Source organism: Pseudomonas sp. SR18, assembly GCF_023701505.1.
GTDB lineage: Bacteria > Pseudomonadota > Gammaproteobacteria > Pseudomonadales > Pseudomonadaceae > Aquipseudomonas > Aquipseudomonas cyclaminis.
Genome location: NZ_JAMQAU010000018.1, coordinates 117,317 through 138,913, shown reverse-complemented (window position 1 = coordinate 138,913; position 21,597 = coordinate 117,317). Strand labels below are relative to the sequence as shown.

24 protein-coding genes are annotated in these 21,597 nt (G+C 58.8%); 19 read left to right on the top strand and 5 right to left on the bottom strand.

Going from position 1 to position 21,597, the window contains the following annotated elements; all coding sequences use genetic code 11:
- Window positions 1-214: 214 nt before the first annotated feature.
- The 3 genes from NDJ82_RS23330 to NDJ82_RS23320 are packed head-to-tail and all read right to left on the bottom strand — an operon-like array spanning window position 215 to window position 3,796.
- On the bottom strand, window positions 215-793 hold the full coding sequence (locus NDJ82_RS23330) for a cob(I)yrinic acid a,c-diamide adenosyltransferase (RefSeq protein WP_099585512.1): 579 nt from the start codon (window positions 791-793) through the stop codon (window positions 215-217).
- A 2-nt stretch (window positions 794-795) separates the two neighbouring features.
- Complete coding sequence (locus NDJ82_RS23325) at window positions 796-2,832, bottom strand: sensor histidine kinase (RefSeq protein ID WP_250926377.1); 2,037 nt, start codon at window positions 2,830-2,832, stop codon at window positions 796-798.
- Window positions 2,833-2,878: 46 nt separating this feature from the next.
- Window positions 2,879-3,796 carry a putative 2-dehydropantoate 2-reductase gene (locus NDJ82_RS23320; RefSeq protein ID WP_112196606.1) on the bottom strand — a complete coding sequence of 306 codons (918 nt, stop codon included), beginning with the start codon at window positions 3,794-3,796 and terminating at the stop codon, window positions 2,879-2,881.
- Window positions 3,797-3,919: 123 nt separating this feature from the next.
- On the opposite strand from NDJ82_RS23320, the gene NDJ82_RS23315 reads away from it, so the two are divergent.
- On the top strand, window positions 3,920-4,405 hold the full coding sequence (locus NDJ82_RS23315; protein WP_003209785.1) for a YajQ family cyclic di-GMP-binding protein: 486 nt from the start codon (window positions 3,920-3,922) through the stop codon (window positions 4,403-4,405).
- A gap of 136 nt (window positions 4,406-4,541) precedes the next feature.
- Window positions 4,542-5,381, top strand: coding sequence for a mechanosensitive ion channel family protein (locus NDJ82_RS23310; protein ID WP_250926376.1), 840 nt, complete (start codon window positions 4,542-4,544; stop codon window positions 5,379-5,381).
- Window positions 5,382-5,659: 278 nt separating this feature from the next.
- Here the strand turns inward: NDJ82_RS23310 and NDJ82_RS23305 are convergent, their stop codons facing one another.
- Window positions 5,660-7,000: an OprD family porin gene (locus tag NDJ82_RS23305; RefSeq protein ID WP_099585508.1), complete on the bottom strand. Its 1,341-nt coding sequence runs from the start codon at window positions 6,998-7,000 to the stop codon at window positions 5,660-5,662.
- Window positions 7,001-7,743: 743 nt separating this feature from the next.
- On the opposite strand from NDJ82_RS23305, the gene NDJ82_RS23300 reads away from it, so the two are divergent.
- Both NDJ82_RS23300 and NDJ82_RS23295 read left to right on the top strand, forming a co-directional pair.
- Window positions 7,744-8,169, top strand: a complete 426-nt coding sequence (locus tag NDJ82_RS23300) for an HIT domain-containing protein (RefSeq protein WP_191960031.1) — start codon at window positions 7,744-7,746, stop codon at window positions 8,167-8,169.
- A gap of 3 nt (window positions 8,170-8,172) precedes the next feature.
- Window positions 8,173-8,379, top strand: a complete 207-nt coding sequence (locus NDJ82_RS23295; protein WP_017847119.1) for a SlyX family protein — start codon at window positions 8,173-8,175, stop codon at window positions 8,377-8,379.
- A 71-nt stretch (window positions 8,380-8,450) separates the two neighbouring features.
- On the opposite strand, the gene NDJ82_RS27485 is transcribed toward NDJ82_RS23295, so the two are convergent.
- On the bottom strand, window positions 8,451-9,053 hold the full coding sequence (locus NDJ82_RS27485) for a cold-shock protein (RefSeq protein ID WP_032890906.1): 603 nt from the start codon (window positions 9,051-9,053) through the stop codon (window positions 8,451-8,453).
- Between the two features lie 425 nt (window positions 9,054-9,478).
- On the opposite strand from NDJ82_RS27485, the gene NDJ82_RS23285 reads away from it, so the two are divergent.
- The 15 genes from NDJ82_RS23285 (at window position 9,479) to ybgF (ending at window position 21,526) form a co-directional block, all read left to right on the top strand.
- The gene (locus NDJ82_RS23285; RefSeq protein ID WP_099585507.1) at window positions 9,479-9,952 is read left to right on the top strand and encodes a Dps family protein; all 474 of its coding nucleotides are present in this window, start codon (window positions 9,479-9,481) and stop codon (window positions 9,950-9,952) included.
- 180 nt (window positions 9,953-10,132) lie between these two features.
- Window positions 10,133-10,474 (top strand): ribbon-helix-helix domain-containing protein, encoded by a 342-nt coding sequence (locus NDJ82_RS23280; RefSeq protein ID WP_099585506.1) that lies wholly within the window; start codon window positions 10,133-10,135, stop codon window positions 10,472-10,474.
- Window positions 10,475-10,644: 170 nt separating this feature from the next.
- Window positions 10,645-10,866, top strand: a complete 222-nt coding sequence (locus NDJ82_RS23275) for an FmdB family zinc ribbon protein (RefSeq protein ID WP_010208103.1) — start codon at window positions 10,645-10,647, stop codon at window positions 10,864-10,866.
- A gap of 107 nt (window positions 10,867-10,973) precedes the next feature.
- Window positions 10,974-12,749 carry an aspartate--tRNA ligase gene (gene aspS, locus NDJ82_RS23270; RefSeq protein WP_099585505.1) on the top strand — a complete coding sequence of 592 codons (1,776 nt, stop codon included), beginning with the start codon at window positions 10,974-10,976 and terminating at the stop codon, window positions 12,747-12,749.
- A gap of 135 nt (window positions 12,750-12,884) precedes the next feature.
- Complete coding sequence (locus NDJ82_RS23265) at window positions 12,885-13,631, top strand: YebC/PmpR family DNA-binding transcriptional regulator (RefSeq protein ID WP_099585504.1); 747 nt, start codon at window positions 12,885-12,887, stop codon at window positions 13,629-13,631.
- A 93-nt stretch (window positions 13,632-13,724) separates the two neighbouring features.
- Complete coding sequence (gene ruvC / locus NDJ82_RS23260; RefSeq protein WP_099585503.1) at window positions 13,725-14,249, top strand: crossover junction endodeoxyribonuclease RuvC; 525 nt, start codon at window positions 13,725-13,727, stop codon at window positions 14,247-14,249.
- A gap of 68 nt (window positions 14,250-14,317) precedes the next feature.
- A complete protein-coding gene (gene ruvA / locus NDJ82_RS23255; protein ID WP_099585502.1) occupies window positions 14,318-14,929 on the top strand; it encodes a Holliday junction branch migration protein RuvA in 612 nt (203 codons plus the stop codon).
- Window positions 14,930-15,988: a Holliday junction branch migration DNA helicase RuvB gene (gene ruvB, locus NDJ82_RS23250; protein WP_099585501.1), complete on the top strand. Its 1,059-nt coding sequence runs from the start codon at window positions 14,930-14,932 to the stop codon at window positions 15,986-15,988.
- A gap of 139 nt (window positions 15,989-16,127) precedes the next feature.
- On the top strand, window positions 16,128-16,583 hold the full coding sequence (gene ybgC, locus NDJ82_RS23245) for a tol-pal system-associated acyl-CoA thioesterase (RefSeq protein WP_032890914.1): 456 nt from the start codon (window positions 16,128-16,130) through the stop codon (window positions 16,581-16,583).
- 1 nt (window position 16,584) lies between these two features.
- The gene (gene tolQ, locus NDJ82_RS23240; RefSeq protein WP_032890916.1) at window positions 16,585-17,280 is read left to right on the top strand and encodes a protein TolQ; all 696 of its coding nucleotides are present in this window, start codon (window positions 16,585-16,587) and stop codon (window positions 17,278-17,280) included.
- 23 nt (window positions 17,281-17,303) lie between these two features.
- Window positions 17,304-17,756: a protein TolR gene (gene tolR / locus NDJ82_RS23235; RefSeq protein ID WP_160384999.1), complete on the top strand. Its 453-nt coding sequence runs from the start codon at window positions 17,304-17,306 to the stop codon at window positions 17,754-17,756.
- Window positions 17,756-18,829: a cell envelope integrity protein TolA gene (gene tolA, locus NDJ82_RS23230; protein WP_250926375.1), complete on the top strand. Its 1,074-nt coding sequence runs from the start codon at window positions 17,756-17,758 to the stop codon at window positions 18,827-18,829. The genes tolR and tolA overlap by 1 nt, the downstream gene beginning before the upstream one ends.
- Before the next feature lie 17 nt (window positions 18,830-18,846).
- On the top strand, window positions 18,847-20,127 hold the full coding sequence (tolB, locus tag NDJ82_RS23225) for a Tol-Pal system beta propeller repeat protein TolB (RefSeq protein WP_174244834.1): 1,281 nt from the start codon (window positions 18,847-18,849) through the stop codon (window positions 20,125-20,127).
- Window positions 20,128-20,182: 55 nt separating this feature from the next.
- A complete protein-coding gene (gene pal / locus NDJ82_RS23220; RefSeq protein WP_003209827.1) occupies window positions 20,183-20,683 on the top strand; it encodes a peptidoglycan-associated lipoprotein Pal in 501 nt (166 codons plus the stop codon).
- Between the two features lie 6 nt (window positions 20,684-20,689).
- The gene (ybgF, locus tag NDJ82_RS23215) at window positions 20,690-21,526 is read left to right on the top strand and encodes a tol-pal system protein YbgF (RefSeq protein WP_099585499.1); all 837 of its coding nucleotides are present in this window, start codon (window positions 20,690-20,692) and stop codon (window positions 21,524-21,526) included.
- The last annotated feature ends 71 nt before the right edge of the window (window positions 21,527-21,597 follow it).

Sequence of the window (21,597 nt, the reverse complement as noted above, 5' to 3'; positions counted from 1 at the left end):
ATTGGAAGAACGCAATGAATCAATTTGCGATTCTGTACGGAGATCGATTTATCAGGCCGACCTGGTAAAGATGGCCTGCCTGACGGCAGGCCGTAACCGGCCCGAACACAAAAAATCTGACACTCTCGCCCCCTCCCACATTTGAATGCATTCACAAATCAAGGGTGGGAGGGGGCTTGCCCCCGATAGGGCCCTAAAGGTCACCCAAAAAACATCAGTGTGGCTTGGCGGCAGCTTGCCACAGCACTTCAGCCACACCCTGGCGCCTGGCGATCACTCGCGCCGCCACAAACAGCAAGTCCGACAGCCGATTGATATACGCCAGCCCCACGCCCTCCAACGGCTCCACTGCATTGAGGTGCTGACAACGTCGTTCTGCAGTGCGCGCCAGGCTGCGACACACATGGGCCTGGGCGATCAGCGCCGAGCCACCGGGCAGGATGAAGTTCTCCAGCGGCCCGACCTCGTCATTCCAGCGATCAATCGCGGCCTCCAGCCGATCCACTTCCGCTGCGTTCAACGCCTTGTACACCGGCATCGCCAGCTCACCGCCGAGGTCGAACAGTCGATGTTGGCAGGGTGCCAGCACCTCGATCACATCTTTCAGTTCTGGATGCTTGCCGCTCTGTTCTTCCAGCCCCGCCAGCAATAGTCCCAGCTGGCTGTTCAACGTATCGACTTCGCCGATGGCCTCCACGCGCGGGTGGTCCTTGGGCACACGGCGGCCGTCGCCGAGGCCGGTTTCGCCCTTGTCTCCGGTGCGGGTGTAAATCTTCGACAGGCGAAAGCCCATGGTCAGTGCTCCAGTTGGGTCAGTTCGTAGGGCGGCAGTTGGCTGCCGGCCAAGGGTAAGCGCAGGGTAAAGCAGGTGCCCTGGCCGAGAGTGGAGTGCACCTCCATCTGGCCTTTGTGGTTGTTGGTGATGATGAAGTACGACACTGACAGCCCAAGCCCGGTGCCCTGGCCGATTTCCTTGGTGGTGAAGAACGGTTCGAAGGTGCGTTTGCGCACGTTTTCACTCATGCCAATGCCGTTGTCTTCCACCTGGATCTCTGCCCACGGCGGGTTGAGACGTGTGCGCAGGATGATGCGCCCCGGTTCGCGATCGTCTTCACGTAAGTGAATGGCCTGGGCGGCGTTTTTCAGCAGGTTGAGCAGCACTTGTTCCAGTTCGTTGGCGGTGCCCGGCACCGGACCCAACTGTGGGTCGAACTGGCGGGTGATCGCCTGGCCCTTGAAGTCGAAGCCGATGGCCAGGTCGAAGTCGTTACCGGCAATTTCCACGGCCTGGTCGATCAGCGCTGGCAGGTCGCAAGGCGCCATCTGCCGGTTGCTGCGGCGGCTGAAACTGAGCATATGGGTAACGATCTTGGCCGCCCGCGCTCCAGCCTGCTGGATACCGTCGAGCAGTTGTGGCACCTCACGGCCTTCAAGGTAGCGGTTGACGATGTCCAGCTCGATACCTGCCTGCTCGGCGTATTCCAGGTTCTTGGGCAGGTCGGACGACAACCGGCGTCGGATGTTCTGCACGTTGTGCAGGATCGCCCCCAGCGGGTTGTTGATCTCGTGGGCCATGCCGGCGGCAAGCCCGCCGACCGAGAGCATTTTTTCCGACTGCACCATCATTTCTTCCAGGGACAGGCGCTGGGTGATGTCGTCGATGCGGATTACCACGCCACGCCCGGCGCCGCCCATCAGTGGGTAGAAGGTCAGGGCGTAATGCTTGGGCTCGTCGTCCTTGATCCAGGTGACGCGCTCGATGCGCTCTACCGTGTGTTGCTCCACCGTGGCCTTGATCTGCGGCAGGTAGGGTTTGAGCGGTTGGAACGCGAGGTAGATCGGCTGATTCAAGGCCTCGTCCAGACGTGTACCGGAAAGCGCGCTGGCTTCCTGGTTCCACTGGGTGACATAGAGCTGCTCGTCCAGGGCGATCAGTGCCGACGGCATCGAGTCGATGATGCTGTTCAGGTAATTCTGAAAACCGGTGAGTTTTTTCTCGATCTTGCTGCGAACCTGGACTTCCAGCTCCAGTTTCCGGTTGGTGTGGCGGGTCTCTTCGGCCAGGCCTTGGGCTTGGTCGTAAGCCGCTTGAGAGTCGTCCCGTGCGCGCTTGAGTTGTTGTTCGCGGGCTTCGATGCGCGACAACATGGTGTTGAAGGCTTCGGCCAGGCTGCCGATTTCATCGTGGTTGCCACGGCCGGCGCGCAGGGCGTAGTTCTCTTCGCGGGTGACCTGGCGGGACAGTTCTTCCAGTTCGTGGATCGGCCGGGTGATCAGGCGTTTGATCTGCCGGGCGATGATCAGCCACAGCAACACACTGAAAATCAGGATCCCCAGGCTCGCCGTCAGCGTACCGGTGTAGAAGGCCACCGGCAGCTCACTGCTGGCCACCAGCAGCAAGTGCCCGGAAGGCTGGCCAGCGCGGGGCAGGGTGATGATCTGGTTGCTGCGAAACTCCGTCACGCGCCACGCCTCGATATGCCGATAGTTGTCTGGCAGGTGCAGGCGGTCACCGTGTTGCATCTGCGCCAGGCGGTTGCCTTCGCCGTCATACAGCGCGGCGGCGCGCAGTGGCGAATAGCTGGTCAGCTCTCTGAGCAAGGCGTCGGCGTTGGCGGGGGATTCGAGGGCTTCGGCGGCAAGGGCGGGGTTGGAGACCAGGCGACCGATGGCCTGCAGGGCCTGGGGCGCCATGCTTTCCTGGGAGATCCAGTAGGCGGCGCTGATAAACGTCAGGTTGGCCACCAGCAATACGGTGGTCAACAACACCAGCAGGGCCGCCAGCAGTTTCTGCCCTACCGGTAGATTTTCAAGACGCTGGCGCAGTGGCATCAGGGTTTTCCCAGGTGATAGACAGGTAGGCAGGGTAGCGCGTGCCTCAGTCGCTGGCCAATCCGTGTGCGCGCAAATGCTCGACCAGGCGCGCTTGCAACTGTTGCAGGTGCGGCAACACCAATTGATGGCGGGCCGCTGCCTGGCAGGCGTAGCCCAGCAGGTAGCTGATCTCGGTACGCCGTGCGTTGGCCACGTCCTGGTGCATGGACGAGTAATTGGCCGCCGTGGCCTGGATCACCCGCAGCACTTCGCTGTGCAGGTCCTGTGCGGCGGCGGGCTGGCCGCAGCATTCGAGCAGCTCGGCCAGTTCAGCGCACAAGGTCGCCACTTCACACGCGTGGGCTTGCAAGCCGCCGTTGCGGCACTGGTAAAGCACGGTCAGGGGATTGATGGCGCAATTGAGCGCCAGCTTGCGCCACAGGCGCGTGAGGATATCGCTGGCCCAATCGTGGGGAATGCCGGCCGCTTGCAGGTCGTCCAGCCACAGCGGTGGCGTGGGGTGGCTCGCATCCCCCAGCCAGGTGTAGCCATGGCCGGCAAATACCACCCGCCAGTCGCCTTCGCGAAACGCGCCTTCGGTACTTGAGGCATAGATGCAACGGGCCGACGGCACCTGTGCAGCCACTGCGTCCTGGCTGCCGAGGCCGTTTTGCAGCAGGATCAGTTCGGCGTCGGGCGCCAGTCGAGGTTGCAGCTGGGCAATGGCGCTTTGGGCGTCGTAGGCTTTACACGCCACCAGCAAGCGATGAATCGGCTCTGGGCTGTCAGGCGTTTCGCCGACTACCGGGTAAGTCTGTTCCACACCCTGCTCGACTAGGGTCAGGCCCTGGCCGGCTCGATAGTCGGTCAGGCGCGCCTCATTGCGCAGGATCAGCCTGACGGGCACGCCTGCGCGCGCCAGCCGTGCGGCCCATAGGGTGCCCAGGCTGCCGGCGCCAAGAATATGCCAGGGGGTCGCCATCAGTGTGTACTCCATAAGCTCGCCAGCGGTGAACGGCGCGAAAGAACCGCTATAATGCCCCGGCATTTTAGCTCGGGCGCGCTCCATCTCTACTGAGCCCGCCCCTTATATTGGAGAAATCACATGCCTTCGTTCGACGTGGTATCTGAACTGGACAAACACGAAGTCACCAACGCCGTCGAGAACGCCGTCAAGGAACTGGACCGTCGCTATGACCTGAAGGGCAAGGGCAGCTTCGAGTTCAAGGAAAAGGAACTGACCGTCAACCTGACCGCTGAAGCCGATTTCCAGCTGGAAGCGATGATCGAGATCCTCAAGCTGTCGCTGGTCAAGCGCAAGATCGACGCGCAGTGCCTTGAAATCAAGGACGCCTACGCCTCCGGCAAACTGATGAAGCAGGAAGCCGTGCTCAAGGAAGGCATCGACAAGGAGCTGGCGAAGAAGATCGTCGCTCATGTCAAGGACGCCAAGCTCAAAGTCCAGGCCGCCATCCAGGGCGAGCAGGTTCGTATCACCGGCAAGAAACGTGACGACCTGCAAGAGGCCATCGCGGCCCTGCGCGCCAAAACCTTCGACATGCCGCTGCAGTTCAATAACTTCCGCGACTGATGGCACCTTGGGGAACCCGTGGGCGATTTTGACGTCCCACGCCCCATAACCAGTGCCTACACTTGAGCCCTACGGGGCTCATTTGCGTTTTTAGGCAGTCAATAAAGCCGCACATCCGCCAAACAGGAGAAGCTACATGGATTTGAACGCTGAAATGGATCACTTGATCAAGACCTCACAGTCGTGGATCCCGATGATCATGGAATACGGCAGCCGGGTATTGCTGGCGGTGCTCACGCTGGCCATTGGCTGGTGGCTGATCAACGTATTGACCAATCGCGTGGGGCGTCTGCTGGCCATGCGCAATGCCGATCTTGCGTTGCAACACTTCATCACCAGCCTTGCGAATATCGCGCTCAAAGTTATGCTGGTGGTCAACGTGGCGTCGATGATCGGTGTGGCAACCACCTCGTTCGTCGCCGCGATTGGTGCCGCGACCCTGGCTATCGGCCTAGCGCTGCAAGGCAGCCTGGCGAATTTCGCCGGTGGCGTGCTGATTCTGTTGTTCCGCCCGTTCCGCATTGGTGACTGGATCGAAGCACAGGGCACCTCGGGCACTGTCGACAGCATCCAGATTTTCCACACCGTGCTGCGCACCGGTGACAACAAGACGGTGATTATTCCTAACGGCAGCCTGTCCAACGGCCTCATCACCAACACCAACCGTCAGCCGACCCGCAAGGTGGTGTTTGACGTGGGTGTGGATTACGACGCTGATTTGCAAAAAGCCCGTGAAGTGCTGCTGGAGCTGGCAAAAGATCCACGCGTGCTGACCGATCCGGCTGCAGTGGCGGTGGTTTCGACCCTGGGCGATAGCTCGATCACGGTTTCCCTGCGCTGCTGGACTAATACGCCGGATTATTGGGACGTAGTGTTCATGTTGAATGAACTGGCACGTGATCGCTTGAAGGTCGCGGGGATTGATATTCCGTTTCCGCAACGGGTGATTCGTGTGGTTCAGGAAGCCGCTGTGTAATCAGTCGCATTGTTAACTTGGCCACTCGGTCAATTATAGCGGTTAAAAACAAGGGGCTTCAGGCCCCTTGTTTGTTGTCAGTCTCTATTTGGTAACTATCAAGTCCTAATTGTGTTGAGTGGCATAATTAGCGAAAGTGACTTGCTTAGTTAGCTTGCTATTTAAGTACTCGATCCCATCAATACACTTTTTATTGGGCATAAAAAAACCGGCGACCTGATCAGGGCGCCGGTTTTTTATTAGCGTTACGCGTTAGCGCAATCAGCTGACCACTGAAATTACAAAATGCTCAGTGGGTATTCTACGATCACACGAGTGTCGATCAGGTTGTCGTAGTTGGTCGCACGGTAGTCGCTGTTGGTGCCGCTGTAGATCGCGTTACGTACGCGGAAGGACAGGCCTTTGGCCGGGCCTTCTTGCAGCACGTACTTGGCTTCCACGTCCCACTCGTGCTCTTTGCCATCGCTGGAATCGGCAACGGTAACGTTGCTACCGCGAGTGTAGCGGGTCATGAAGCTCAGGCCTGGCACGCCGAAGGAGGCCATGTTCAGGTCGTAGCGAGCTTGCCAGGACTTCTCGTCTTCGCCAACGAAGTCGGAGATCTGCACGGAGTTGGCCAGGTAAACGGTACCGCCACCGTCGACGCCGTAGTTGTAACCGGTTTTACCCGAGGACTGCTGGTAAGCCAGGGTGAACTTGTGGGCGTCGATGCTATAGGCAGCTGCCAGGCTCCAGACGCGGTTGTCCAGTTCGCCGGCCAGTTTCTTGCCGTCGTCATTGCTGCGGTAGCCGTTGAAGTCGAAACTCAACGATTGCTTGTCGCTCAGCGGCAGGGTGTAGAAGACGTTGACGTACTGCTTCTTCCAGTAGTCTTCAACATCGGACGCGTGGAACGCGAAAATGAAGTTCTCAAGACCCGAGTAGGTGAAGCCCGCAATGTTTGCTGCGGTCAGACCTGGGTTTTGCTTGCCGGTAACACGGCTGCGACCGTTGATGGTGTCGCGGCCCATACCGGTTTGCGCGCTCAATGCGCTGAAGCGGCCGGCGGTCAATTCCAGACCTTTGATCTCGTTGCTGGTGATCAATGTGCCGGTGGCGACTTCAGGCAGCAGACGGCCGTCGTCGGTGGTGAAAACCGGGCTGGAAACGAATTGGTTGCCATATTTCAGTACGGTGTCGGAGATGCGCAGTTTCGCCGCACCAGCCACTTTGGACTGGGTGGTTTCTGGCTCGCCGGCGCCATTGGTTGCGAACAGGCCGTTACCGGCGCGGTCCGAAGTACCGTCGAGTCTGAAGCTGCCCATTGCCATGGCATCGATGCCGAAGCCGACGGTGCCTTGGGTGAAGCCGGATTGGTAGGTGACCAGCTCGCTGATGCCGGTGTCCTGGCGGTAGCCGCTGACTTTGTCGTCGGTACCGGTGGTGTAGGTACCGTTACCACGACGTACGTTGCCCACGCCGTCCTTGTAGTCACGGTTCATGTACATTGCACGGGTTTTCGCGGTCAGGGTGCTATCTTCGATAAAACCCTTTGCGTCGTCCTGGGAGGACGCGATTGCGAACTGCGAGGTGCCTGCAGAAACAGCCAGGGCGATCATGCTCCACTTCATCACGCGCATCGTGATTTGCTCCTTTGGTTTTCGGAAGAGTACTGCCGTCCCACCTGTATTTTTATCTGGGCGGCTCTTTCTTTTTTGTGTCGGCGCAAAGTTATATCACGCAGACTCTATTGACGATACTTACCAAACTTTCCTTTCAGCTTCTTTACGAGGCTGTCGTAAATTGCTAGCTCCATGTCGCAAATTCACAGCCCTGAATGCAACGGGACTGACAACTTCAATGCTGTTTCCAAACCGCTTTCGAAGTTTGGAATCTTCCTTGGGATGCATTGAAACGCTGGTGTTCTTCTATCGCGAAACACCTGCTTCCAAACGGGTGTCGTTGCCGACGATGTGAGTGTGAATGCAACAAGCGCGCCCAAACCGGTAACCGAATGTCATTTTTTCGTGAAAAACGTGACGGGCGCGTAAAAGCCTCATAAGTACGGGCTTTTTACGCCGTTTTGTTTGGCCTTGACGTGCATGTGTTACGTCCGTTCAGTGGTACTGAAAAGCTGTGCCAGGGAAAAACGTTACCGGTCCACCCTACAAGTGGGTAGTCCGCGGATCCCTTTGATGCACAAGTGGGTCATTTTGGTGCGCCTTTGGGAGGCCCGGATTAGCGTAGCTCAAATAGTTGCCTGCCTCTAAAGGGTGCAGGTTTTTATCGGTTTGCGTTACGTTGCCGCCATTCGCCGTGAAGCCGGGTGCGTTCAACGGTATGCTGGTGCCCTGAACCTGACCTGCCGAACGGAGTGCCCGTGGTGTTCGCCTTAGATCAACGCCTGCAACAAGACACACTGGTCATCGGGGACTTCCCGCTGTGCCGCCTGCTGCTGTCCAATGACGCTAACTATCCCTGGTTCATCCTGGTGCCGCGTATCAAGGATATCAGCGAAGTATTTCAACTGGATGTCGCCAATCAACACGCGCTGTGGCAAGAGACCACGGCCCTGGCGCAGTGGCTGAACGAGGGGTTTGGCGCTGACAAGATGAACATTGGTGCACTGGGCAACGTGGTCAGCCAGTTACATGTGCATGTGATCGTACGCAAACGTGACGACGCCGCCTGGCCCGCCCCCGTGTGGGGCAAGCATCCGGCCCGGCCGTACACGGAGGAGCAAGTGGCGGCCGTTCGTGCACGTCTGCGTGAATGGCTACCTGCCTACTTTATCTTTACCCAGGGCTGAACCATGGATCTGCAAGACCGCGTCACCGACCTGGAAAGCCGCCTGGCCTTCCAGGACGACACCATCGAGACCCTCAATGACATTCTGGTCACCCAGCAGCGGGCCGTCGAACGCCTGCAGTTGCAGATGACCGCGCTGCTCAAGCGCCAGGAAGAAATGGGTGGGCAATTCGAGTCGTCCGAAGAAGAAGCGCCGCCGCCTCACTATTGATCGGCAGGCTATAAAAAAACCGCGATCCAGCCAGGCTGGATCGCGGTTTTTTGTTGCTGCGATCGCTGGAATCAGCGACGCGGCAATGCTGCGATCACGTCTTCGGCTTGCAGGCCTTTGTCGCGATTCATCACGGAGAACTCCACGCGCTGGCCTTCAACCAGAACACGATGGCCTTCGCCGCGAATAGCCCGGAAGTGGACGAAGATATCGTCGCCCGAATCACGGGAAATAAAGCCGAAGCCTTTGGACGTGTTGAACCACTTGACGGTACCGGTATCCCGATTGGTCATGTCGTAGTTCTGCGACGCGGCCGCTGGGGACGAACGGTAGAAGCTGATGGCCAGGTGAAGAGCAATGGCGACCACAGCAATCACCAGGCTGAGCAGGATGGCCGGATGGCCGCCGACTTCAGGCATAGGTGCCAGGAGGGTGAGGGTTTGTACGACAACGGTCAGTACCAGCAGCGCGCTGACCAGATTTTGCAGTTGATGACGTGTGCCTTTGTTCCAGTAAGGGATTACTGGGGCGAGCGTCAGGTTAAGAAGGCCGAACAAGGCCAGGTACAAAGCATCATGTTGTTGCAGGTAGGGCAGGCTTTCAGGCTGCAGGCTCGGGATAAAGGACAGCAGCAACGCTGCAACGCCCGTTAGCAGGTGGACGATTTTCAACATTTTGATTAACTCACGTTAAGACGGATCGCAAGGAAGAGCTGACTGGCACGGTTCGCTTCTGAACAATGGGAGGCGTTGGGCACGTGCACGGGTATCAGCCTATGCCGCTTGCCGTGGGAAAAAACGACGGCGACACGCTGCCTATTTAACAGCAAAGGCTGTGCCTACTCAAATCCAGCATTTGCACGGTGTGCAGGGAGCAGGGCATTTGCGCGTCAAACGTTGGTCCTAGACGGGTGCAGGTGTTTTTAAAGGACGGCGGTGAAACTCCGGCCTTGCTCAAAGACGTGCCTGCCGGCGAAAAGCGCGTGAAGCGCGGGACCATTTGCCGCACCTTGTGCACGGCGGGCTGCGCGTCAGCAGCACTCTTGCTACAGTGGTCCTGCACCTGATCAATGAATGCTAGTCAATTGAAGGGGATAAACATGGCAATCGATATCGGTATCAGCGAAGAAGATCGTAAATCCATCGTCGATGGGCTTTCACGCCTGCTTTCCGATACCTATGTACTGTACCTGAAGACCCACAACTTCCATTGGAACGTCACGGGCCCGATGTTTCGGACGCTGCACTTGATGTTCGAAGAGCAGTACAACGAACTGGCGCTGGCGGTGGACTCCATTGCCGAGCGTATCCGTGCCCTGGGTTTCCCGGCGCCGGGTGCATATTCGATCTATGCCCGTCTGTCTTCCATCAAGGAAGAGGAGGGTGTACCCAACGCAGAAGAAATGATCAAACAGTTGGTGGCGGGCCAGGAAGCGGTCACCCGTACCGCGCGCGGTATCTTCCCGTTGCTCGACAAAGTCAGCGATGAGCCGACGGCGGACCTGTTGACCCAGCGCATGCAGGTTCACGAAAAAACCGCGTGGATGCTGCGCTCGCTGCTCGAAAACCAGTAAACCTCGAACCGGAGTGGCGCCGATCGGGCGCCACTTGCTGGTTTCCACGCATTTCCTGGCGTTGTCCTACGCTTATCAACGTCCCGTCTTCTGGCTGCCTGTCTCGTCCTGCTGTTTTATAGGGCCACTGCCCCATGGGAGACCCCGTGGGCTGCTGTTTGGCAATGGAGTGTCAGGTGTATGTCACGTGGAGTGGATACTGGAGTGATGGAAACCGGTGGTTTTCATAAGATAAACGTCGACCCCTTCGCCAAGGGGTTCGATATGGGGCTGGCCAAGCCGTTGTCCCGATCGGTGCGTCTCAATGGGTTTTCCACTTGTCTGCGGCTTGAGCAGATCTATTGGAATATCCTCACGGAAATTGCCAGGATCAATGCCTGCTCTGTGAGTGCACTGCTGTCTTATGTCGATCGGGAAGTGCACTTGCGCTATGGAGGCGTGAAGAACTTCAGTGGCTTGGTCAGGGTGGTGTGCGTGGTTCATCTGTTAAAAGGTCGTGCTACGTCGCCAACCCCGGAGTGATCGGTAGGCTTTGGGGCCGGTCCGCCGTCGAGGTGGACCAGGCTCCGGGCAGAAAGCCGGCTGCGCTGCCTCGATTTACCAGATATAATCCCGCGCTTTGCTGCGCGTGCCGAGGCTTTATCTTTTGGGCAGGCGTGGCGCAGTAACGATTTGATCGCCGAGACATCGCCATGCCCATGTACGACTATCAATGTGCTTCCTGTGGTCACCAGTTGGAAGCCATCCAGAAGATCAGCGCCGCGCCGCTGGTCGATTGCCCGGCCTGCCAGGCACCCGAGCTCAAGAAGATGTTGTCCATGCCAGGCTTCCGCCTGAGCGGCAGCGGCTGGTACGAGACCGATTTCAAGACCGGCTCGAAGAAGAATCTGGCCGGCGGCGACAAAGCCGACTGAGTTGAACTCCATGCGCAGGCTCCTGCATTATCCGTCCCCTGCTTAACTGTGCGGTGACGAGGCAAGCCTCCACCGAATTTCGAATTACGAGAAGTGAAACCACGACCATGATGCGCAGCCACTATTGCGGCCAACTGAACGAGACCCTGGATGGTCAGGAAATTACCCTTTGCGGATGGGTTCACCGTCGCCGCGACCACGGCGGGGTGATCTTCCTCGATATCCGTGATCGTGATGGTCTGGCCCAAGTGGTATTCGACCCGGACCGCGCCGAGAGCTTCGCCGCCGCTGACCGCGTGCGCAGCGAGTACGTCGTGAAGATCACCGGCAAGGTCCGCCTGCGTCCGGCCGGTGCCGTGAACGCAAACATGGCGTCCGGTGGCATCGAAGTGCTGGGTTATGAGCTGGAAGTGCTGAACGAGTCGGAAACCCCGCCGTTCCCGCTCAACGAATACTCCGACGTCGGCGAAGAAACCCGCCTGCGCTATCGCTTCCTGGACCTGCGTCGTCCGGAAATGGCCGAGAAGCTGCGCCTGCGTTCGCGCATGACCACCAGCATCCGCCGCTTCCTCGACGAAAACGGCTTCCTCGACGTCGAAACGCCGATCCTGACCCGGGCCACCCCGGAAGGCGCACGCGACTACCTGGTGCCTAGCCGTACTCACGCCGGTTCGTTCTTCGCCCTGCCGCAATCGCCGCAGTTGTTCAAGCAACTGCTGATGGTGGCCGGCTTCGACCGTTACTACCAGATCGCCAAGTGCTTTCGCGATGAAGACCTGCGCGCCGACCGTCAGCCGGAATTCACCCAGATCGACATCGAGACCAGCTTCCTCGATGAAAAAGAGATCATGGGCCTGACCGAGCAGATGATCCGCAACCTGTTCAAGGAAGTGCTGGACCTGGAATTCGGCGAATTCCCGCACATGACTTTCGAAGAAGCCATGCGCCGCTACGGTTCCGACAAGCCAGACCTGCGTAACCCGCTGGAACTGGTGGACGTTGCCGACCAACTCAAAGAAGTTGATTTCAAAGTCTTCAGCGGCCCGGCCAACGACCCGAAATGCCGCATCGCCGCCCTGCGCGTGCCTGGCGGCGCGAGCATGCCGCGCAAGCAGATCGACGACTACACCAAGTTCGTCGGCATCTACGGTGCCAAGGGCCTGGCGTACATCAAGGTCAACGAGCGCGCCAACGGTGTTGACGGTCTGCAATCGCCGATCGTGAAAAACATTCCGCTGGACAACCTCAACGCGATCCTGGATCGCGTCGGCGCAGTCGACGGCGACATCGTGTTCTTCGGTGCCGACAAAGCCAAGATCGTCAGCGAAGCCCTGGGCGCGCTGCGCATCAAGCTGGGCCACGACCTGGACCTGCTGACCTGCAAGTGGGCACCGATGTGGGTGGTCGACTTCCCGATGTTCGAAGAGAACGACGACGGCAGCTTCAGCGCCTTGCACCACCCGTTCACTGCACCGAAGTGCTCGCCCGAGGAGTTGGAAGCCAACCCGGCCGGCGCGCTGTCCCGTGCGTACGACATGGTGCTCAACGGTACCGAGCTGGGTGGCGGTTCGATCCGTATCCACCGCAAAGAGATGCAACAAGCGGTCTTCCGCCTGTTGGGCATCAACGAAGCGGAACAGGAAGAGAAATTCGGCTTCCTGCTCGACGCCCTGAAATATGGCGCGCCGCCTCACGGTGGCCTGGCCTTCGGCCTTGACCGCCTGGTGATGCTGATGACCGGCGCCCAGTCGATCCGTGAAGTGATCGCCTTCCCGAAAACCCAGAGTGCTGCGGACGTCATGACCCAGGCACCGGGCGTGGTGGATGCCAAGGCGTTGCGCGAACTGCATATCCGTCTGCGCGAGACGCCAAAGGCTGAGTAAGGCTGCTGCGCGAAAGCGCTATAGGGTTTTACACAGTCAAAAAGGCGCATCTTCGGATGCGCCTTTGCGTTAAAGAGCTGTATCTCGCCTGGGGCGGGATTGATCAAGGTTTCTAGAGAATTTCGGAGTTGTGTTATGGCTGGCCATTCCAAGTGGGCGAACATCAAGCACCGCAAAGAGCGTCAGGATGCCAAGAAAGGCAAGATTTTTACCAAGTGGATCCGCGAGCTGACCGTCGCTGCCCGTCAGGGCGGTGGTGATCCGGGCTCCAACCCGCGCCTGCGCCTGGCGCTGGACAAGGCTCTGGGCGCCAACATGAGCCGCGACATCATCGACCGCGCCGTGGCCCGTGGTGCCGGTGCGGCCGACACCGACGACATGGTCGAGCTGACCTACGAAGGCTACGGCCCGGGCGGTGTGGCGGTAATGGTCGAGTGCATGACCGATAACCGCAACCGCACGGCCGCTGCCGTGCGTCATGCGTTCAGCAAGTGCGGTGGCAACCTCGGCACTGACGGTTCGGTGGCCTACCTGTTTGAGCGCAAGGGCCAGATTTCCTTCGCTCCGGGTGTGGATGAGGATGCGCTGATGGAAGCGGCGATGGAGGCTGATGCCGACGACGTTGTCACCAATGACGACGGCTCCATCGACGTGTTTACCTCGTTTGCCAGCTTCTACGCCGTGCGTAATGCGCTCGAAGCTGCCGGTTTCAAAGGTACTGACGCGGAAATTGTGATGCTGCCGACCACCAGCGCCGAATTGGACCTGGACGGTGCACAGAAGGTACTGAAGCTGCTGGATATGCTGGAAGACCTGGATGATGTGCAGAACGTCTATTCCAACGCTGACATCCCCGAGTCCGTAGCCGAACAGTTGGTCTGACGGACGATGTAGATCCAGATGTGGGAGGTGCAAGCCTCTTCCACATTGGATTTTCTCTGTATCAAAATAGTTTTCATCCAACCCGCAGGCGTTATGACTTTAATCCTAGGTATCGACCCCGGTTCGCGCATCACCGGTTTTGGTGTGGTGCAACACACCCCGCGCGGCTGCGTCTATGTCGCGTCGGGTTGCATTCGCACCGGCGCGGGCGAGTTGGCCGAGCGCCTGCAGATTGTCTATCGCGGTGTGCGGGAAGTGATCCAGACCTACGGGCCGGTGACCATGGGCATCGAAAAGGTGTTCATGGCAAAGAACGCTGATTCGGCGTTGAAACTTGGCCAGGCCCGTGGCGCCGCAATCGTCGCCGGCGCCGAAGAGGGCCTGGAAATCGCCGAGTACACCGCGACCCAGGTCAAGCAGGCCGTGGTCGGCACCGGCGCGGCCAATAAAGAACAGGTGCAGATGATGGTCATGCACATGCTCAAGCTGACGTCGAAGCCGCAGATCGACGCCTCCGACGCCCTGGCTATCGCCATTTGCCATGCGCACACCCGTTCCAGCCTGCTGCCGCACGGCTTGGGCACTGCACGCAGTCGTGGCGGGCGGCTGCGTCTCTGATAGCATCGGCGCAATCGAAATGTGCGGTCAGGCCTTGATCTGACCCCCACGCTTTAAGGATCTGAACCGTGATTGGACGTTTGCGCGGCACCCTGGCTGAGAAACAGCCGCCGCACCTGATTCTGGATGTAAACGGGTTGGGGTATGAGCTTGAAGTGCCCATGACCACCCTGTATCGCCTACCGTCGGTCGGTGAGTCGATAACGCTGCACACCCATTTGGTGGTGCGCGAAGACGCGCAACTACTCTATGGTTTCATCGGCAAGCGTGACCGGGACTTCTTCCGTGAGCTGATTCGCCTTAATGGCGTAGGGCCGAAACTCGCGCTGGCCTTGATGTCGAGCCTGGAAGTGGACGAATTGGTACGTGCCGTTTCAGCCCAGGACACCTCGGCGTTGACCAAGGTGCCTGGCGTCGGAAAGAAAACCGCCGAGCGCCTGCTGGTAGAACTCAAAGACCGCTTCAAGGCCTGGGAGGTCGTGCCGAGCATGTTTGCCCTGGTGCCGAACCAGCCGGACATGCCTGCTGCGCAAGTCGCCAGCGCTGAAAGTGATGCCGTCAATGCGCTGATCTCCCTCGGCTACAAGCCTCAGGAAGCCAGCAAGGCGGTGTCGGCCATCAAGGACAAGAACCTGAGTGCTGAAGACATGATTCGCCGCGCCCTGAAGGGAATGATTTAAGTGATTGAAGCTGATCGTCTGATCGCGGCCACTGGCCCGCGCGACCGTGAAGAAGTCCAGGATCGGGCCATCCGCCCCCTGAGCCTGGCCGACTACATCGGCCAGCCCACCGTGCGCGAACAGATGGAGTTGTTTATCCAGGCTGCGCGCGGGCGCAGTGAGTCCTTGGATCACACGCTTATTTTCGGTCCGCCGGGGCTGGGTAAAACCACCCTGGCGATGATTATTGCCAATGAGATGGGCGTGTCGATCAAGTCCACCTCCGGGCCGGTGCTGGAGCGGCCGGGTGACCTGGCGGCGCTGCTGACCAACCTTGAACCCCACGATGTGCTGTTTATCGACGAGATTCACCGACTGTCGCCCATTGTCGAGGAAGTGCTGTACCCGGCGATGGAAGATTTCCAGCTCGACATCATGATCGGCGAAGGCCCCGCGGCGCGCTCGATCAAGCTCGACCTGCCGCCGTTCACCCTGGTGGGCGCGACCACCCGTGCGGGCATGCTGACCAACCCGTTGCGAGACCGTTTCGGCATTGTTCAACGTCTTGAGTTCTATAGCACGACGGACCTGGCAACCATCGTCAGCCGTTCGGCGAGCATTCTTGGCTTGCCGCTGGACCCGGAAGGTGCGTTCGAGATTGCGCGGCGGGCCCGTGGCACGCCACGGATCGCCAACCGTTTGCTGCGCCGGGTGCGCGATTTTGCCGAAGTGCGGGCCAAGGGGCATATCACCAAAGCCGTGGCTGACCTGGCGCTCAACCTGCTGGACGTGGACGAACATGGTTTCGATCACCAGGATCGACGCCTACTCTTGACCATGATCGAGAAGTTCGACGGTGGGCCGGTGGGCGTCGACAGCCTGGCTGCGGCCATCAGTGAAGAGCGTCATACCATTGAGGACGTGCTGGAGCCGTACCTGATCCAACAGGGCTACATCATGCGCACGCCAAGGGGGCGGGTGGTGACGCGTCACGCTTATCTGCACTTTGGGTTAAACATTCCGTCACGATTGGGTGAGATGCCCGTGGTAGACGAATTCCTCGATGCAGTGGACGATTAAAAGCATCAGTTGAGTCGATTTATTCGAGGTTTGTGCTGTCCCAGTGTCTGGCGTCGTCATTCAGTCATTGGAAATGTTCGCGAGAATGCAAAAACAGTTGCCCAGCCGGATTGGCAACCTCAGGAGTAAGCACTAGAGTATGCGCGCGCAAAACGGGGATCAGTCGTTCGCACATCGCTGTCGCGTTTATTACGAGGACACTGATGCTGGCGGCATCGTTTATTACGTCAATTACCTCAAGTTCATGGAGCGGGCTCGAACCGAGCGGCTACGGGAGCTGGGCTTTGCCCAATCCCAGCTGGCAGGGGAGGACCTGTTATTCGTCGTGCATTCCAGCGAGGCGCGTTACCACGCGCCGGCGCGACTGGACGACGAGCTGCTGGTCAGCGCTGAAGTAATCGAATTGAACCGTGCCAGCCTGCGTTTCAAGCAGCAGGTCAGGCGGGCCACGGATGCAACGCTGCTCTGTGAGGGGCAGTTCCTGGTGGCGTGTGTGCGCACCAACAGTTTGAAACCTCGGGCCATTCCCGAAACTCTACGTGCGGCCTTTGCCGCCGTGAGCGGCGCGGGTAAACAATCAAAGCAGGAGATTTAGCGTGGAACCTACCGTCGTCGACCATTCCTCCATGTGGAGCCTGGTCAGCAATGCCAGTGTTGTGGTTCAACTGGTGATGCTGATCCTGGTAGCCGCATCGGTTACCTCTTGGGTCATGATTTTTCAGCGCAGCAACCTGCTGCGTGCCGGTCGACGTGCCCTGGAGAGCTTTGAAGAGCGCTTCTGGTCGGGTATCGACCTGTCCAAGCTCTACCGCCAGGCCGGCAGCAACCCGGACCCGGATTCAGGCGTGGAGCAGATCTTCCGTGCCGGCTTCAAGGAATTTTCGCGCCTGCGCCAGCAGCCGGGTGTTGACCCGGAAGCGGTGATGGAAGGCGTGGCCCGTGCCATGCGCGTCGCCATCTCCCGCGAGGAAGAGAAGCTTGAGCAAAGCTTGCCGTTCCTTGCCACCGTCGGTTCGGTCAGCCCCTACATCGGTCTGTTCGGTACCGTGTGGGGGATCATGAACTCCTTCCGTGGCCTGGCCCAGGCCCAGCAAGCGACCCTGGCCACTGTGGCCCCCGGCATCGCCGAAGCCCTGATCGCCACCGCGATCGGTCTGTTCGCCGCTATCCCGGCCGTTATCGCTTACAACCGTTTTGCCGCACGCGGCGAGAACCTGATTGGCCGTTACTACACCTTCGCCGATGAATTCCAGGCGATCCTGCACCGTAAAGTGCACACCAGCGAAGAATAAGCAGGTACTCCCCGATGGCTTTAATCACTCGAGCTCGAACCAAGCGCAAGCCGGTCGCCGAGATGAACGTAGTGCCTTACATCGACGTGATGCTGGTGCTGCTGGTGATCTTCATGGTGACCGCGCCGATGCTCAACCAGGGCGTGAAGGTTGATCTGCCCAAGGTTTCCAGCGAAGCCTTGCCCCAGGACAACAACACCCAGGTACTGACCATTTCGATCAAGGCTGACAAGACCTATTACTGGAACCTTGGCAGCGAAGTCGACACTCAGAAGCAGCAGGACAAGGCCCTGACCCTGCCGGCGATGACCGATGCGGTGACCAAGATCATTCGCTCCGGCAACGAAGGCGGCAAGCACACGCAGGTGTTCATTCGCGGCGACAAGTCGGTCGACTATGGCTCCGTCATGGGCGCCATGGGCGGGCTGCAGAAGGCCGGCGTCGGTAACGTTGGCTTGATTACCGAGGCGCCCTGATGCAGCAACAGCGAGAGCCGTCCGCCTCGGAAAGCTACTTCTGGCCTAGCGTCTGGGCAATTGCCCTGCACGTCCTGGTGTTTGGCATGCTGTTCGTCAGCTTTGCCATGACCCCGGACCTGCCGCCAGCCAAGCCGATCGTGCAGGCGACCCTGTATCAGCTGAAATCGAAGAGTCAGGCCACCACCCAGACCAATCAGAAGATTGCGGGTGAGGCCCAGAAGTCGGCTGCGCGCCAGACTGAAGTCGAACAGATGGAACAGAAGAAGGTCGAGCAGGAAGCGGTGAAGGCTGCTGCGGAACAAAAGAAAGAAGAGGCGGCTCAAAAGGCCGAGGAATCGAAAAAGGCTGACGAAGCGAAGAAGGCCGACGAGGCGAAAAAGGCTGATGAAGCCAAGAAGTCCGAGAAAGCTGCCGAAGCTAAAAAAGCTGAAGAGAAACAATTGGCTGATATAGCCAAGAAGAAGTCTGAAGAAGAAGCGAAAAAAGCTGCCGAAGAAGAGGCCAAGAAAAAGGCCGCTGAAGAAGCCAAGAAGAAGATAGTCGAAGACGCGAAGAAGAAAGCCGCCGAAGACGCCAAGAAAAAAGCTGAAGCAGACGAGGCGAAGAAGAAGATCGCCGACGACGCGAAGAAGAAAGCTGCCGCCGATGCCGCCAAGAAAAAGGCCCAGGAAGCAGCGCGTAAATCCGCCGAAGAGAAAAAGGCCCAGGCCTTGGCAGATTTGCTTTCCGACACGCCGCAGCGTCAGCAAGCCTTGGCCGATGAACGTGGTGATGAAGTCGCGGGCAGTTTCGACGACCTGATTCGGGCACGGGCAGCAGAAGGCTGGACACGTCCACCTTCGGCACGCAAAGGCATGACAGTAGTGCTGCAGATCGGCATGTTGCCGGACGGTACGGTGACTTCGGTCAGCGTGGCCAAGTCCAGTGGTGACGGTTCGTTCGACAGTTCGGCGGTTGCCGCGGTCAAGAACATTGGCCGGTTGACCGAGATGCAGGGAATGAAACCAAGCGACTTCGCTCCCTATCGTTCATTCAAGATGACATTCACACCTGAGGATCTAGCCTTGTGAGAAACCTTCTTCGAGGAATGCTTGTCGTTATTTGCTGTATGGCAGGGATAGCGGCGGCGGATGAAAAAAACATCCTGGTAACCAGCGGTAGCGACCGGGCCACCCCGATTGCTGTAGTTCCGTTCGGTTGGCAGGGCGGTAGCGTGCTGCCGGATGACATGGCCCAGATCGTCAGCGACGACCTGCGTAACTCCGGTTACTACGCGCCGATTCCGAAAGGCAACATGATCAGCCAGCCGAACCAGGCCAGCGAAGTTGTGTTCCGTGACTGGAAAGCCGTTGGTGCCCAGTACCTGATGGTCGGCAACATCGTGCCGGCCGGCGGTCGCCTGCAAATCCAGTACACCTTGTTCAACGTGGCCACCGAGCAGCAGGTCCTGACCGGCAGCGTTTCGGGCACCACCGAGCAACTGCGCGACATGGCCCACTACATCTCGGACCAGTCGTTTGAAAAACTCACCGGTATCAAAGGTGCGTTCTCGACACGCCTGCTTTACGTAACGGCTGAGCGTTTCTCTGTAGATAACACTCGCTACACCCTGCAGCGCTCGGACTACGACGGCGCACGTGCCGTGACCCTGCTGCAATCGCGTGAGCCAATCCTGTCGCCGCGCTTCGCGCCGGACGGCAAGCGTATCGCCTACGTGTCTTTCGAACAGAAGCGTCCGCGCATCTTCGTCCAGCATATCGATACTGGCCGTCGTGAGCAGATCACCAACTTCGAAGGCCTCAACGGTGCGCCAGCCTGGTCGCCGGACGGTTCGCGCCTGGCGTTCGTGCTGTCCAAGGACGGCAACCCGGATATCTACGTGATGAACATGGCTTCGCGCCAGATCAATCGTGTGACCAGCGGCCCGGGTATCAACACTGAACCGTTCTGGGGCAAGGATGGTTCGACCATCTATTTCACCTCTGACCGGGGCGGCAAGCCACAAATCTACAAATCGAGCGTTAGTGGCGGCGGTGCAGAACGAGTGACCTTTATTGGTAACTACAACGCCAACCCTAAGCTTTCGGCTGATGAAAAGACGTTGGTGATGATTCACCGTCAGGATGGTTTCACTAATTTCCGGGTTGCGGCCCAGGATTTGCAGCGCGGAACCGTAAAAATCCTCACAGATACCAACCTTGATGAGTCAGCTACTGTTGCGCCCAACGGCACCATGGTAATCTACGCCACCCGCCAGCAGGGCCGGGGAGTCTTGATGCTCGTGTCCATTAATGGACGCGTAAGGCTCCCGCTTCCTACCGCTCAAGGCGAAGTCAGAGAACCGTCCTGGTCCCCTTACCTGAACTGACGCGGCGCTACAAAAAGAAGTACTTAACACACTGGGGTTCATTAGGAGTTTCACGATGGAAATGCTGAAGTTTGGTAAGTTTGCTGCTCTGGCTCTGGCTCTGTCCGTAGCCGTTGGTTGCTCGTCTAAAGGCGGCGACAATGCCGGTGAAGGCGCAGCTGTTGATCCAAACGCTGGTTACGGCGCTAACACTGGTGCAGTTGACGGCTCCCTGAGCGAAGAAGCTGCTCTGCGCGCTATCACCACTTTCTACTTCGAATACGACAGTTCGGACCTGAAACCAGAAGCCATGCGCGCTCTGGACGTTCACGCGAAGGACCTGAAAGCTAACGGCGCTCGCGTTGTTCTGGAAGGTAACACCGACGAACGTGGTACTCGTGAGTACAACATGGCACTGGGCGAGCGTCGTGCGAAAGCCGTTCAGCGCTACCTGGTACTGCAAGGTGTTGCTCCAGGCCAACTGGAACTGGTTTCCTACGGTAAAGAGCGTCCAGTTGCTACTGGCCACGACGAGCAGTCCTGGGCTCAAAACCGTCGCGTCGAACTGCGTAAGTAATTCGTCATGCGAACGTGCCGTCGTGCTCTAACTGTATTGGCTCTCAGCTTCGCACCGCTTGCGGTGTGGGCTGCGGTTCCTGTGGAAGATAGCAACTCTGGCTATAACAATAGCGGGAGCAGCTATCCGCCAGCAGGTTATGGCACGAACGGCGCCTATGCTGGGGGGGCGGCTACGTCCGCCCCCTCGGCACAGGGCGAACTGTTCAACCAGCTGCAACGCATGCAGGATCAATTGGCGCAGCAACAAGGCACCATTGAAGTTCTGCAGAATGAAGTGCGTCAGCTGAAGCAAGAAGGCCTGGAGCGTTACCAGGATCTTGATCGACGTATAGGAGCCGGTGTTACACCTGCCGCTACTCCTGATAATTCTTCTGCCGGTGGTGCGCCAAGCGCCGCTGCCGGTGGTGCAGCAGCAGGGGCCGCAGCCGCGAGCCAAGCCCCCGCAGCCAGCAGCGAACCGGGTGATCCGGCGAAGGAAAAGCTGTATTACGATGCAGCCTTCGACCTGATCAAAGCCAAGGATTTCGACAAGGCCAGCAAGGCCTTCACCGCATTCCTGGGCCGTTACCCAAACAGCCAGTACGCGGGCAACGCCCAGTACTGGTTGGGTGAGGTGAACCTGGCAAAAGGTGATTTGCAAGGGGCGGGCCAGGCATTTGCCAAGGTCAGCCAACTGTACCCCAAGCACGCCAAGGTGCCGGACTCGCTGTACAAACTCGCTGACGTAGAACGCCGCCTCGGTCATGCCGACAAGGTCAAAGGCATTCTGCAGCAGGTTGTTGCCCAATACCCGGGCACCTCTGCCGCACAGTTGGCCCAACGGGATCTGCAACGCTTGTAAGCGATGCCGCCCGTTTAGAAGAAACCCGCGCCTGGCGCGGGTTTTTTCGTTAGAATCCACGCCCTTTTATG

Bases quoted from the DNA above. Each gene is read 5' to 3' on its own strand.
- NDJ82_RS23330 (WP_099585512.1), bottom strand. From the start codon at position 793: ATGGGCTTTCGCCTGTCGAAGATTTACACCCGCACCGGAGACAAGGGC.
- NDJ82_RS23325 (WP_250926377.1), bottom strand. From the start codon at position 2,832: ATGCCACTGCGCCAGCGTCTTGAAAATCTACCGGTAGGGCAGAAACTG.
- NDJ82_RS23320 (WP_112196606.1), bottom strand. From the start codon at position 3,796: ATGGCGACCCCCTGGCATATTCTTGGCGCCGGCAGCCTGGGCACCCTA.
- NDJ82_RS23315 (WP_003209785.1), top strand. From the start codon at position 3,920: ATGCCTTCGTTCGACGTGGTATCTGAACTGGACAAACACGAAGTCACC.
- NDJ82_RS23310 (WP_250926376.1), top strand. From the start codon at position 4,542: ATGGATTTGAACGCTGAAATGGATCACTTGATCAAGACCTCACAGTCG.
- NDJ82_RS23305 (WP_099585508.1), bottom strand. From the start codon at position 7,000: ATGCGCGTGATGAAGTGGAGCATGATCGCCCTGGCTGTTTCTGCAGGC.
- NDJ82_RS23295 (WP_017847119.1), top strand. From the start codon at position 8,173: ATGGATCTGCAAGACCGCGTCACCGACCTGGAAAGCCGCCTGGCCTTC.
- NDJ82_RS27485 (WP_032890906.1), bottom strand. From the start codon at position 9,053: ATGTTGAAAATCGTCCACCTGCTAACGGGCGTTGCAGCGTTGCTGCTG.
- NDJ82_RS23285 (WP_099585507.1), top strand. From the start codon at position 9,479: ATGGCAATCGATATCGGTATCAGCGAAGAAGATCGTAAATCCATCGTC.
- NDJ82_RS23280 (WP_099585506.1), top strand. From the start codon at position 10,133: ATGTCACGTGGAGTGGATACTGGAGTGATGGAAACCGGTGGTTTTCAT.
- NDJ82_RS23275 (WP_010208103.1), top strand. From the start codon at position 10,645: ATGCCCATGTACGACTATCAATGTGCTTCCTGTGGTCACCAGTTGGAA.
- aspS (WP_099585505.1), top strand. From the start codon at position 10,974: ATGATGCGCAGCCACTATTGCGGCCAACTGAACGAGACCCTGGATGGT.
- NDJ82_RS23265 (WP_099585504.1), top strand. From the start codon at position 12,885: ATGGCTGGCCATTCCAAGTGGGCGAACATCAAGCACCGCAAAGAGCGT.
- ruvC (WP_099585503.1), top strand. From the start codon at position 13,725: ATGACTTTAATCCTAGGTATCGACCCCGGTTCGCGCATCACCGGTTTT.
- ybgC (WP_032890914.1), top strand. From the start codon at position 16,128: ATGCGCGCGCAAAACGGGGATCAGTCGTTCGCACATCGCTGTCGCGTT.
- tolA (WP_250926375.1), top strand. From the start codon at position 17,756: ATGCAGCAACAGCGAGAGCCGTCCGCCTCGGAAAGCTACTTCTGGCCT.
- tolB (WP_174244834.1), top strand. From the start codon at position 18,847: ATGCTTGTCGTTATTTGCTGTATGGCAGGGATAGCGGCGGCGGATGAA.
- pal (WP_003209827.1), top strand. From the start codon at position 20,183: ATGGAAATGCTGAAGTTTGGTAAGTTTGCTGCTCTGGCTCTGGCTCTG.
- ybgF (WP_099585499.1), top strand. From the start codon at position 20,690: ATGCGAACGTGCCGTCGTGCTCTAACTGTATTGGCTCTCAGCTTCGCA.